The sequence below is a fragment of the Bradyrhizobium sp. 26S5 genome (genome assembly GCF_036923295.1).
Taxonomy (GTDB): Bacteria; Pseudomonadota; Alphaproteobacteria; order Rhizobiales; family Xanthobacteraceae; genus Bradyrhizobium; species Bradyrhizobium septentrionale.
On record NZ_CP145948.1, the window covers coordinates 4,367,892 to 4,380,178 of the forward strand.

Sequence of the window (12,287 nt, forward strand, 5' to 3'; positions counted from 1 at the left end):
AGAGTTAGCGCCGAACAATCGATCCGGCGCGCCCGACCAGCCGCGCCAATTGCTTGAAGCGGCTGCCGACACGGTCGGCGACCAGATCTACCATCCGGTGCTCGAACACCAGCATCAGCTTGCGACCCTGGGTGCGGAAATGGGTTGCCGGCAGCACGCCGGTGCGCGCCGCCGTGATCAGATGCGCGACGCGGAACGCGGCGCCGAGCACGCGCGCGCGCTCGTCCATCGCCGGCGTCACCAGCGCGCGGATCTGCGACGGCGGTTCGTTTTCCTCGCTGAGGCCGGCGTAGCGATAGAACACCGAGAGCGCGACGAAGGCGCGTCCCTGATGGGTGATCGAGCCGAAATTGCCGTTCATGATCAGGCTGAGGGTTTCCTCGCCACGATGATCGGGATGCACCCGCCAGCCGATGTCGGAGAGCAGGCAGGCGACGTGACGCAGCCTGCGGTCTTCCTCGGTCTCGCGCAGCCTGACGACGCGCACCAGCCGGTCGGTCCACGCCGTCAGCTCCTGGGCGTGGCGGGCCGAGCGCGACAACAGTTCGTTGAGGTTCTGCGCGGCGCAGACCAGCCCGTCCTTGGCGCGCTCGGCCTGCGGCAGCATCTCGTAGAGTAGGCCCTCGCGCACGCCGAAGGTCGAGAACACGATGGTCTTCGGCTGGGCGACGCGGATGATGTATTCCAGCACCAGCGCGGCATAGCTCAGCAGCGGCCGCCGCGCATCGGCGACCGACTCGATGTTGGCCAGCATGTTGGTGGCCGCCAGCCGCCGCAGCCGCTGCGCGAAGTCGAGCGCGTCGGCCGCCGGGATCGAGTAGCCGTGCATCACCTTGAGCGGATAGCCGCTCTGGATGATGTGAATGCGCGCCAGCGCGCGCCAGGTGCCGCCGACCGCGTAGAAGGTGCGGCCGCGCCCGGTCTTGAGCTGGGCGACGCCGAGCAACTCGTTCTTGACGATGCGTTCGGCGCGCTTGATCGATTTGTCCGAGAGGTCCTGCAGCGCGAGGCTGCCGAGCGGCAGCGTCACGCCGCTGCGCACGCGGTTGCCCTTGACGTCGATCAGCTCGAGCGAGCCGCCGCCGAGATCGCCGACGATGCCGTTCGGATTGTGCACGCCCGACACGACGCCGAGCGCGGACAGTTTCGCTTCACGCGGTCCGGACAGAATCTCGATCTTGGCGCCGCAGATGCGCTCGGCCTTGGCGATGAAGTCCGGACCGTTCTTGGCGTCGCGGCAGGCCGCGGTCGCGATCGCATAGACGCGGCCGACCTGCTGGATCCTGCACAGCGCGCGAAAGCGGCGCAGCGCGGTGAGCGCCTTGTTGACCGCATCGGTCGCGAGCAGGCCGGTGCTCTGCACCTCGCGTCCGAGCCCGCACAGCGCCTTCTCGTTGAAGATCGTGACGAGGCTGCGCGCCATCGCCTCGTAGACCACGAGACGAACCGAGTTCGAGCCGATATCGATCACAGCGACGCTGGAAGCGCGCTTCCGCGGCCGCTTCACAGGAAAGCCCCCTTAAGACGATGGCTGCTGACGCTCGTTGCGACGCGTGAGCCGGCGCGGTGAAGATTCCTTGAGAGACTTACCACGGCCGGACAGACTCGGATTTGTCATGAAGTAGTCATGCAGGTTGAACGGCTCTTCGCCTTTCGCGGCCTTCATACGCGTTGACGACCCGTCCGGCAACAATTGCCAGCTCTGCTCGGTGTCCTTCAGGTTCGCGACCATGATCTGTTCGAGAACCTGCTGATGCACCGTGGGATTTTGCAGCGGACAGAGAACCTCGACGCGGCGGTCGAGGTTCCGCGGCATCATGTCGGCGGACGAGATATACACAGCAGCTTTTGTGCTCGGCAGGCCCTGACCCATGCCGAAGCAATAGATCCGGCCGTGTTCCAGGAACCGGCCGATCACCGATTTGACGCGAATATTCTCCGACAATCCCGGCAGCCCCGGCCGCAGGCAGCAGATGCCGCGCACCACGAGCTCGATCGAGACGCCGGCCTGCGAGGCCTCGTACAGGGCGTCGATGATGTCGGGATCGACCAGCGCGTTCATTTTCATCCAGATCGCGCCGGGCCGGCCATGTTTGACGTGGGCGATCTCGCCGTGGATGTGCTCGATGATCCGCTTGCGCAATGTCAGCGGCGACACCGCCATCTTCTCGATGTCGCTCGGCTCGGCATAACCGGTGATGTAGTTGAACACCCGCGCGACGTCGCGGCCGATGATCGGGTCCGACGTAAAGTAGGAGACGTCGGTGTAGATGCGCGCGGTGACCGGATGATAGTTGCCGGTGCCGGTGTGCACATAGGTCGTGAGATTTCCGCCCTCGCGGCGCACCACCATCGACAGCTTGGCGTGCGTCTTCAGTTCGATGAACCCGTAGACGACCTGCACGCCGGCGCGTTCGAGGTCGCGCGCCCAGCGGATATTGGCCTCCTCGTCGAAGCGCGCCTTCAACTCGATCAGCGCGGTCACCGACTTGCCGGCCTCGGCGGCATCCGCCAGCGCGCGCACGACCGGCGAGTTGTTCGAGGTGCGGTAGAGTGTCTGCTTGATCGCGACGACGTCGGGGTCACGCGCAGCCTGCTGCAGGAACTGCACGACGACGTCGAAGGACTCGTAGGGATGATGGACCACGAGGTCCTTCTGCCGGATAGCGGCGAAGATATCGCCGCCATGGTCGCGCACCCGCTCGGGATGGCGCGGCACATAGGGCGGGAATTCGAGGTCCGGGCGATCGAGGCGGGTCAGCTGCGACAGCTCGTTCATCGCCAGCACGCCGTCGACCAGGATCACTTCATCATCCGCCGCCGACAGAGCGTGCTGCACGAAGCTGCGGAGCTCTTCCGGCATCTTGGCTTCGATCTCGAGCCGGATCACCGATCCGCGCCGGCGGCGCTTCAGCGCCGTCTCGAACAGGCGAACGAGGTCCTCGGCTTCTTCCTCGATTTCGAGTTCGGAGTCCCTGATGATGCGAAACGCGCCCTGGCCCTTGACGGTGTAGCCGGGGAACAGGCGGCCGATGAACAGACCAGTGGCCTGCTCGAGTGTGATCAGCCGCGCCGGACCGCCGTCCTTCGTGGAGGGAAGGCGGATGAAGCGGTCGATCTTGCCGGGCATGCGGATCAGCGCGTTCATCGCCTTGCCGTCGGATATCCGCGACAATTGCAGCGCCACCGTGAAGCCGAGGTTCGGGATGAACGGGAAGGGATGCGCCGGGTCGATCGCCAGCGGCGTCAGCAGCGGGAAGATGTTGTGGAGGAAGTGATCTTCGATCCAGGTGCGTTCGGATTTGGTGACGTCGCGCCCGTCGACCAGCTGGATGCCGACCTTGGACAGGATCGTCCGCAGATCGCTCCAGATCGCCTGCTGGTCGGAGGCGAGCTGTGAGACGGTCTTGTTGATCATCACGAGCTGCTCGGCCGGCAGCAGGCCGTCCGGGCTGCGCTCGGCAATGCCTTCGCGGACCTGCGCCTTGATGCCGGCGACGCGGACCATGAAGAACTCGTCAAGGTTATTCGCCGAAATCGACAGGAAGCGGACCCGCTCCAGCACAGGATGGCCGGTATTGACCGATTCCTCGAGCACCCGGCGGTTGAAGTGCAGCCAGGAGAGCTCCCGGTTGATGAATCGCTCGGGGCTGGATGCAATCGCCGGGACGGCGGGTAGCTCCGCCTCTTTTTCTTTGATTTCAGTAGCTTGTGCCGAGTCCATCAAGTGCTGGTCCAATTCGGGGCAGGGAGCCGGAGCGGTGTAGCCGAGGGCCGCACAGACCATGTGATATTGCGATGACGTTTCGATGACATTGATGTTCCGCCGGCCTGCGCCGTCAAGCCGCGGGACCCGTCAGGCATCGCGCAACAGTTCCGCCGCCAGCGCCCGCGTCACCGGACGGCCGAGCCGCAGTGCCTCGGTGTCCAGGAGCTCGACCGCCTGCCGGACGGCGGTATAGGAGCGCTCGATCCGGTTGCAGAGGTAGCTGACCAGCGGCTCGTCCACGTTCATCTGGCGGTCGGCGCAGAATTTTACGATCAGGCCGCGGAACAGCTGGTCGTCGGGCGGCAGCAGCGTCACCGTCGGCACCGCGCGGAGCCGGGAGCGCAGGTCGCGCAATTCGATCTCGAACGCTGACGGCGGAATGCGCGCCGTGATCAGCACGAAGGCATCGTCCTGGCGCGCGAGATTCATCAGATGGAACATCGCGCGCTCGTCGAAATCCGACGGCCTCAGGTCCTCGACCACCAGCGCTCCGGTCGCAAGCGCGGTCGGCACCGCCTCGGCGGTCAGCGCATGCGCGGCGGTCGAGCGCGCGCCGGCGCTCTCGGTCCAGATCGCGGCGAGGTGGCTTTTACCGGAGCCGTCCGGTCCCACCAGCAGCATGATTCGGTTCGGCCAGTCGGGCCAGCCATCGATCAGCGCCAGCGCAGCCTCATTGGCGGGCCCCTCGAGGAAATCGTCGCGGGTCAGTTTCTCCTCGTGCGGCAGGGCCAAGGCCAATTGACGAGGTTGAACGCTACCGGCCACGCAAGTCTCCAAACCGCTTCATTTTAGCATGAAAACCGGCTTCCACTTTTCCGGATCATGCCTACCGAGCTTCGATCGTGCTCATGTGCCGCACCCACTCCACGAGATAGAGGGACACCGAACCCAAAGTAAAGATCGTGACCAAACCCATCAGGATCAGGTCGTAGGGGTGCGGCTGGAAGCCGAAGCCGAGCGAGGCCAGCACCAGCGCTGCGAATGCGACCTGCGCCACCGTGTTGAGCTTCGACACCATCAGCGGCTTCATCTCGACCGGCTTGTCGAACAACCATGACACAATCACGGCGGAGACGATCATGATGTCGCGCGACACCACCAGAATCACGATCCAGCGCGGTACCGCGCCCCAGATTCCGAGCGCGACATAGATCGACACCAGCAGCGCCTTGTCGGCGAGCGGGTCGAGCAGGGCGCCGAGCTCGCTCGTCATGTTGAAGCGCTTGGCGAGGAAACCGTCGACTGCGTCCGAGACGCCGGCGATCACGAAGATCGCGAACGCGATCTCCATCTGGCTGGACACGATGGCCCAGACGATCACCGGCACCAGGATGATGCGGCCGAGGGTGATGATATTCGGAATGCTCAACTTGAGTCGCTTCCCGGCTAGAAGCCTGATTTTACTCGATATCCGGCTCTTTTGCGCAGTGGCCGGATGTTATCTACATAGTATCGCAGCAGCATTGCCGCGAGCCATTGCGCGGGGGCGGAATTCCTCGTAACCAGCCCCTTATCATCTGGAATTGGGCATGACCGAGCGCAAAAACGGGCTCACTTACGCGGATTCGGGTGTCGATATCGACGCCGGCAATCGTCTGGTCGATCTGATCAAGCCGATGGTGCGGGCCACCGCGCGGCCGGGTGCGGACGCCGAGATCGGCGGATTCGGCGGGTTGTTCGACCTCAAGGCCGCCGGCTTCAAGGATCCGGTCCTGGTGGCCGCCACCGACGGCGTCGGCACCAAGCTGAAGATCGCGATCGAGACCAGCATCCATGGCGGCATCGGCATCGATTTGGTCGCGATGTCGGTCAACGACCTCGTCGTGCAGGGCGCGGAACCGCTGTTCTTTCTCGATTATTTCGCCTGTGGCAAGCTCCATCCGGAGGCCACCGCGCAGATCGTCGCTGGCATTGCCGAGGGCTGCCGCGAATCCGGCTGCGCGCTGATCGGCGGCGAGACCGCCGAGATGCCCGGCCTCTACAAGGACGGCGATTACGACCTCGGCGGCTTTGCGGTCGGCGCGGCCGAGCGCGGCACCCTGTTGCCGACGGCCGATATCGCGGCGGGCGACGCCGTGATCGGCCTTGCCTCCTCGGGCGTGCACTCCAACGGCTACTCGCTGGTGCGCAAGATCGTCGAGCAATCCGGCGTTGCCTATGACGCGCCGGCGCCGTTCGCGCCGGTCATGACGCTCGGCGCGGCGCTGCTGACGCCGACCAAGCTCTATGTGAAGTCCTGCCTGCGCGCGATCCGCGAGACCGGCGCGGTGAAGGGGCTCGCCCACATCACCGGCGGCGGCTTCACCGACAACATTCCGCGCGTATTGCCGAAGCACCTCGGCGTCGGCATCGATCTGGCGCGGCTGCCGGTGCTGCCGGTGTTCAAATGGCTGGCCGAGCAGGGCGGCATCGCCGAGCTCGAGCTGCTGCGCACCTTCAACTGCGGCATCGGCATGATCGCGATCGTCAGGCCGAACGCGGTCGATGCGGTGACCGAGGCCTTCACCGCCGGCGGCGAGACCGTGACGCTGCTCGGTGAGGTGATCGAAGCCAAAGGTGAGCATCGCGTGGTCTATAACGGTCATCTCGATCTCTCGCGATGAAGCGCCGCACAGCCATTCTCATTTCCGGCCGCGGCTCCAACATGGCCGCGCTGATCGAGGCTGCCAAAGCTGCGGATTTTCCGGCCGAGATCGTCGCCGTGATCTCCAACCGCGCCAACGCAGGCGGGCTCGAGAAGGCGGCCGCGAGCGGCATTCCGACCATCGTCATCGAGAGCAAGCCGTTCGGCAAAGACCGCGCCGGCTTCGAGGCGGTGCTGCAGAAAGCGCTCGACGACAGGCAGGTCGAGCTGATCTGCCTTGGCGGCTTCATGCGGCTGTTCACCGCCGAATTCGCCCGGCACTGGTACGGCCGGATGCTCAACATCCATCCTTCGCTGCTGCCGTGTTTCCCCGGCCTCGATCCGCACGGCCAGGCCTTGCGCGCAGGGGTCAAGCTGTCGGGAGCGACGGTACATTTCGTGATCCCGGAGACCGATGCCGGTCCGATCGTGATGCAGGGCGCGGTCACGGTGGCTGACGACGACACGCCCGAGACGCTCGCCGCACGCGTGATCGGAATCGAGCATCGCATCTATCCGGAAGCGCTGCGGCTCCTGGCGTCCGGCCGGCTGAAGCTCGAAGGCGAGCTCTGCAAGACGCAGGGCAGCGCGGCGACCGACAGCACGCTGATCGCGCCGCAGAGCTAGGGCACGCTCGCGCCGAGGGTAGTCCCCCGGGGTGATGCGACCGGGGGAGGCATCAGGATGAAATCCGCCGACAGCGACGTTCAGTGAACCTTGAGGTTCTCTGCCGACGCCTTGCCGCGGTTCTCCACCAGCTCGTACTCGACCGTCTGGTTCTCGTTGAGTGTGCTCAACCCGGCGCGCTCGACCGCCGAGATGTGGACGAACACATCCTTGTCGCCGACGGCCGGCTTGATGAACCCGTATCCTTTGGTCGGGTTGAACCATTTGACGGTACCCTTCGGCATCGTCTCTCTCCCAGTTTAGACATAAAAAAGACGCGGCCACGTTTTCCACGTGCCACGCCACAAGCGGGCTTTCCGCTGTCTGTTCAATTCGGGGGTCTTCAGATCCAAAGTCTTCAAGTCCGAAGTTTCGCCTCTCGAAGCCTTGGATATCAACGTCGCGAAACGCACAGTCGAACGGCCGCAATCCGATTGTGAAGCGATTGCAACACGAAAATTGCGCCTTAGCAAGCCAGCTCGCCGCGGTAGTTTCGCGTGACGCAACCGGAGCCTGTGGCCGGCGGAGGCCGCCATGGCGCATTCGGCCACTGGCCGACGGTGCGGGGCGCTGCCGCTTCGCGCGCAGCAGAGGGCTCCGACCCGACGTGCGCTAGCTCCGATCCACCCGCACCACGCGGCCCTTGTCGATCGCGAGCGCGAGCTGGCCGTGCTTGAGCTTGAGCGCGGCCTCGCCGAACAATTCGCGCCGCCAGCCGTGCAGGGCGCCGACCTCGGCCTGATCGTCGGCCGCGATCTGCTCGAGATCGTCGACGGTGGCGATCACCTTGCTGGCGACGCCGTGGCGCTCCGAGGTCATGCGCAGCAGCACCTTCAGCAGCTCGACGGTCGCGGCACCATTGGAGTTGTTGCGGGGCTTTTCCAGCTTGGGAAGCGACGCCTGGTCGCGCGCCAGCCCGCGCTGCACGGCAGCAATGATGTCGGCGCCCCATTTCGAGCGCTCAAAACCCTTCGGCAGCGAACGCAGATTGCCGAGCTTGTCGAGCGAGGTCGGCGCATGGGTGGCGATATCGCCGACCGCATCGTCCTTGAGCACGCGCGAGCGCGGCACGTCGCGGCTCTGCGCCTCCTGCTCGCGCCAGGCCGCGACCTCGATCAGCACCGCGAGTTCGCGCGGCTTGCGGACGCGGGTCTTGAGCCGCTCCCAGGCACGCTCGGGATGGAAATCGTAGGTCTTCGGCGAGGTCAGGACCTCCATCTCCTCGCTGACCCACTCGCTGCGGTCGCGCTTCCTGAGATCGGCGTCGAGTGCTGCGAAGACTTCGCGCAAATGGGTGACGTCGGAGACCGCGTAGTGCAACTGCTCGTCGCTCAGCGGGCGGCGCGACCAGTCGGTGAAGCGATGGGTCTTGTCGGGGCGGTGGCCGGTGACGCGATCGACGAGCTGGTCATAGGCGATGCTGTCGCCATAGCCGAGCACCATGGCGGCGACCTGGGTGTCGAAGATCGGATGCGGGATGGTGCCGGAGAGGTGCCAGACGATTTCGATGTCCTGCCGGGCGGCATGAAACACCTTCAGCACGGCCTCGTTCGACATCAGATCGAAGAACGGCTTGAGGTCGACGCCGGGCGCCAGCGCGTCGACCACGACGGCTTCGTCCGCGCTCGCCATCTGCACGACGCAGAGCAGCGGATAGTAGGTCGTCTCCCGCAGGAACTCGGTGTCGACGGTGATGACCTTGTGTTGAGCGAGCCGGTCGCAGGCGGCGGCGAGGTCGGGGGTCGTGCTAATCAGATCCATGAACAGTCCATGACGGCTTGACCCCACGCGTTCTGCCGAAAGGGCAGCTATGTCAAGGGTCTTGCTGGGATTTTGGCCCTGCACGAGGTGAGGGGCAGGGCAATTTTGAATTGATTGGGCGCGATTCGAGGGCGTTTTCGGCCGGGTCGGGCCGCGAATTCGTCCGTCATCCTGGCGAAAGCCAGGACCGATAACCACCGAAATTCGTTGGCCGGGGGATCGCGGCCCCCGACTTCGTGCGGCAATTGGCACTTGGGGTAATGGGTCTTGGCTCCCGTGCGCAATTGCGCACTAGGCCAGGACGACGATGAGGATGGTTCTCGATTCAAGGCGTCACACCACGCGCTGTCATCACCCGCGCATGCGGGTGATCCAGTATTCCAGAGACGCCAGTGCTTGAGCCGAGAGGCCGCGGCGTACTGGATCGTCCGGTCAAGCCGGGCGATGACAGTGTGGGTGGGGACGCAGCTCCGCATTCTCGCGACATGATTTGTCCGAGCTTTGCTTCTCGTTCCGCCCTCTCCTTGAACAGAGGGCGCAGGGAAAGCCGGGTGCCGATCGCACCCATGGGCCCCGAGCAAAGGTAGAAAGCTCGGGGGTAGGACCACAGGTGTAACCGGAAACAACCCGGCTTTCCCTGCGCGATGGGTTACGGCTTACTTCGTGCTCTCCCCGGCGAGACTTGGCTTGTTTGTCACCGCCTTCGCAAGAACGCTTGCGCGTTCTGCGAGGGGACACCGGCCACTAGGGCGTCAGGACCACACGACTTCACCGTCCGCCTTGCGTGTTCTCGTCAGTGCCACGCTCGGCGTCCACCGCATCTCACCGCAACACCCGTGACGATGCGCAGCGCCCCTCGATCGGGTGAGACGGGCGAACCATACACCGAGTTGAATTTCTGATAAAGCGAAATATTTTTGCTGCGGGGGCTTGCGCCGTCGGGCAACTCAGTGATTGGCGATTTGGCCGGCCTCGACCGACGCGGTGATGCGGTCCCGATCGACCCGGGCCTCCCGCGCGCGAATGCGCGACGGCCATCCGTGCCGCGAGGCCAGCAGCGTGAGCTTGTCCCTGACGAGACCATGCGCGGGAGCTTCGAGGAAGCGCCAGACAAACCACGCCAGCACGACGACGGCTGTGAGAACGAGCGCGGTCGAAAGCGCATCCGGCGTTGGCGTCATCGCAAGCAGGATCACGTAACCGAGCTGCAGATGCAGCAGATAGAGCGGATAGGTGATGCCGCCCACGGCGCTGACGAGGCCAGCCGGCAGCGGCACGGACTTGATGCGGGTGGCGGCGAACACGATGCCGAGCGAGACGATGCAGATGGCCGTAACGACCATGGGGTCGAAGCTGCCATGGGTGTGGACGCCGAGCCGTTCCAGCTTGTGCACGGCCTGGAACGTCGCCGTTCCCATCGCCAGCGTCAGCAGGCTGTAGAGCCTGGTGTCGCGCCGTCCCCGGTAATGTTCATAGATCAGGAGCCCGACGGCGAAGAAGCCGCTGTCGTCGGCCATGAAGAGTTTCTCGAACATGGGAATGTCGAGGGTCAGTTCGTTGACGAAGGTGATGGCGATCCATGCCACGATGATCGTGTCGATCCGCCGCGGGAAGATGCCCCAGGCCAGGAACAGCGCGACCCAGACGTAGAACACGACCTCGATCACCAGCGACCAGTAGGCGTCGTCCATATAGGGCTGACCGAACATCGGTGCCGCAATGAACAGGTTTGCCAGCCATTGCCCCCACGTTACGTGGAACCATGCATGGCCCACGAGCAGCGTCGCGAGGAAGGTCAGCGTCATGCAGATGACGAAGGTTGGATAGATGCGGCTGAAGCGGGCGATCGCGAAGCCGACCGGCGTGCGGCCTTCGGCAGAGTAGGCAATGACGAAGCCGCTGATCGCGAAGAACACGGGGACGCCGAGGAAACCATATTGCGCGACCGGCGCGAGATACGGCATCGCGACCTGCTGAACGCCGTGCGATGCTGGACCCCAGAAGCCGTAATGATACAGGATCACGGCCCCGACCGCGGCGAGCCGCAGCAGGTCCAGTATCGGAACCCTGGTCGGGCCCGGTTGCTCATTAACTTCCGGCATCAGCCGCTCCGGGGAACAGGCCCGGCATTCTGGCGGCGAGGCATGAAGGCGTCCTTAATCCGGCCGGGATAGGGCCAGCCCGGCTGTTCACAATTGCAGGAGCCCGGTCGCGACGCCGGCTGCCGCGCAGAGGGCGACCACGAGCAGCGGCGGGGCGCGCCATGCCGTGAGCAACACGAAGCCCGCCAGTGCGATGCCGAAATCGAGCGGACGGTGCACGCTGCTGGTCCAGACCGGATCGTAGAGTGCCGCACCGAGGATGCCGACCACGGCGGCGTTGACGCCGCGCATCATCGCCTGCGCCGAGGGCCGCTTGCGGAAACCATCCCAGAACGGCAGCGCCGCGAGCAGGACGAGAATTCCCGGCAGGAAGATGCCGATGAGGCCAACGATCGCGCCCGGCACGCCGCCGATCACGGTGCCGAGATAGGCCGCGAAGGTGAACAGAGGGCCCGGCACCGCCTGCGCGGCGCCGTAGCCGGTCAGGAACGCATCGTCGCCGATCCAGCCCGGCGTCACCACGGCTTCGCGAAGAAGCGGCAGCACGACATGGCCGCCACCGAACACCAGTGCGCCGGAGCGGTAGAAGGCCTCGAACAGGCCGAGGCCGGGCCATGTCCGGGCCAGCAGCGGCAGTCCGACGAGCAGCGCGAGGAACAGGATCAGCGCGCCTACGCCAACGCGGCGCGACACCGGCATTGCGATGTGGGTGACGCCGTCGGCCGGTTGTGCCCGGCAGAGCCAGAGCCCGGCGACCGCGCCGAGAATGATGGCGCCGATCTGCGCGATCGACGAAGCGCTCGCGAGGATCACCAGTGCCGCCACTGTCGCAATCGAGGCGCGCTCGCGGTCGGGACAGAGCGACCGCGCCATGCCCCAGACGGCTTGCGCCACGATCGCGACCGCGACGAGCTTGAGGCCATGCACCAGGCCTGCGCCGGCCGGGCCGCTCAATCCGCCGGCGCCGAAGGCAAACAGCACCAGCGCAATCGCTGACGGCAGCGTGAAGCCGGTCCAGGCCGCCAGCGCGCCGAGGTAGCCGGCGCGCATCAGGCCGAGCGAAAAGCCGACCTGGCTGCTCGCAGGGCCCGGCAGGAACTGGCAGAGCGCGACCAGATCCGCATAGGCCTGCTCGTCAAGCCAGCGCCTGCGGGTGACGAACTCGTCGCGGAAATAGCCGATATGGGCGATCGGGCCGCCGAAGCAGGTGACGCCGAGCTTGAGGAAAATGAGCAGCACCTCGAGCGGCGAATGGCCGGCGCGCGCAGTTGAGGGCGGTGTGCTGGATTGCTGCATATCGGTGTCGTTCAAGCGTCGTCAATTCCCGGACTTGCATCACATGTCAGTGGACTCATCAGCGAAGGAT

10 protein-coding genes are annotated in these 12,287 nt (G+C 65.2%); 2 read left to right on the forward strand and 8 right to left on the reverse strand.

The features are described from left to right. Window positions 1-4: 4 nt before the first annotated feature. The 4 genes from ppx to V5279_RS20030 all read right to left on the reverse strand — a co-directional run bounded on the left by ppx (window position 5) and on the right by V5279_RS20030 (window position 5,138). Window positions 5-1,507, reverse strand: a complete 1,503-nt coding sequence (gene ppx / locus V5279_RS20015) for an exopolyphosphatase (protein WP_338700268.1) — start codon at window positions 1,505-1,507, stop codon at window positions 5-7. A gap of 12 nt (window positions 1,508-1,519) precedes the next feature. After that, window positions 1,520-3,724 (reverse strand): RNA degradosome polyphosphate kinase, encoded by a 2,205-nt coding sequence (locus V5279_RS20020; RefSeq protein ID WP_338700270.1) that lies wholly within the window; start codon window positions 3,722-3,724, stop codon window positions 1,520-1,522. A gap of 132 nt (window positions 3,725-3,856) precedes the next feature. Then, a complete protein-coding gene (locus V5279_RS20025; protein ID WP_338700272.1) occupies window positions 3,857-4,534 on the reverse strand; it encodes a DnaA ATPase domain-containing protein in 678 nt (225 codons plus the stop codon). 61 nt (window positions 4,535-4,595) lie between these two features. Then, a complete protein-coding gene (locus V5279_RS20030) occupies window positions 4,596-5,138 on the reverse strand; it encodes a CDP-alcohol phosphatidyltransferase family protein (RefSeq protein ID WP_028332358.1) in 543 nt (180 codons plus the stop codon). Window positions 5,139-5,298: 160 nt separating this feature from the next. Between V5279_RS20030 and purM the strand changes: the two genes are divergently transcribed. Then, a complete protein-coding gene (gene purM, locus V5279_RS20035; protein ID WP_338700276.1) occupies window positions 5,299-6,372 on the forward strand; it encodes a phosphoribosylformylglycinamidine cyclo-ligase in 1,074 nt (357 codons plus the stop codon). Then, window positions 6,369-7,019: a phosphoribosylglycinamide formyltransferase gene (gene purN / locus V5279_RS20040; protein ID WP_338700278.1), complete on the forward strand. Its 651-nt coding sequence runs from the start codon at window positions 6,369-6,371 to the stop codon at window positions 7,017-7,019. Before purM ends, purN begins: the two co-directional genes overlap by 4 nt. Window positions 7,020-7,099: 80 nt before the next feature. Here the strand turns inward: purN and V5279_RS20045 are convergent, their stop codons facing one another. The 4 genes from V5279_RS20045 to chrA all read right to left on the reverse strand — a co-directional run bounded on the left by V5279_RS20045 (window position 7,100) and on the right by chrA (window position 12,217). Beyond that, window positions 7,100-7,303 carry a cold-shock protein gene (locus V5279_RS20045; protein ID WP_021079877.1) on the reverse strand — a complete coding sequence of 68 codons (204 nt, stop codon included), beginning with the start codon at window positions 7,301-7,303 and terminating at the stop codon, window positions 7,100-7,102. A 367-nt stretch (window positions 7,304-7,670) separates the two neighbouring features. Then, window positions 7,671-8,819, reverse strand: coding sequence for a ribonuclease D (gene rnd / locus V5279_RS20050; RefSeq protein WP_338700283.1), 1,149 nt, complete (start codon window positions 8,817-8,819; stop codon window positions 7,671-7,673). Between the two features lie 947 nt (window positions 8,820-9,766). Next, window positions 9,767-10,921 carry an acyltransferase gene (locus tag V5279_RS20055; protein WP_338700285.1) on the reverse strand — a complete coding sequence of 385 codons (1,155 nt, stop codon included), beginning with the start codon at window positions 10,919-10,921 and terminating at the stop codon, window positions 9,767-9,769. An 87-nt stretch (window positions 10,922-11,008) separates the two neighbouring features. Beyond that, entirely contained in the window at window positions 11,009-12,217 is a 1,209-nt protein-coding gene (chrA, locus tag V5279_RS20060) for a chromate efflux transporter (RefSeq protein WP_338701305.1), read from the reverse strand. Window positions 12,218-12,287: the final 70 nt, after the last annotated feature.

Bases quoted from the DNA above. Each gene is read 5' to 3' on its own strand.
- V5279_RS20020 (WP_338700270.1), bottom strand. From the start codon at position 3,724: ATGGACTCGGCACAAGCTACTGAAATCAAAGAAAAAGAGGCGGAGCTA.
- rnd (WP_338700283.1), bottom strand. From the start codon at position 8,819: ATGGATCTGATTAGCACGACCCCCGACCTCGCCGCCGCCTGCGACCGG.
- V5279_RS20045 (WP_021079877.1), bottom strand. From the start codon at position 7,303: ATGCCGAAGGGTACCGTCAAATGGTTCAACCCGACCAAAGGATACGGG.
- V5279_RS20055 (WP_338700285.1), bottom strand. From the start codon at position 10,921: ATGCCGGAAGTTAATGAGCAACCGGGCCCGACCAGGGTTCCGATACTG.
- chrA (WP_338701305.1), bottom strand. From the start codon at position 12,217: ATGCAGCAATCCAGCACACCGCCCTCAACTGCGCGCGCCGGCCATTCG.
- purM (WP_338700276.1), top strand. From the start codon at position 5,299: ATGACCGAGCGCAAAAACGGGCTCACTTACGCGGATTCGGGTGTCGAT.
- purN (WP_338700278.1), top strand. From the start codon at position 6,369: ATGAAGCGCCGCACAGCCATTCTCATTTCCGGCCGCGGCTCCAACATG.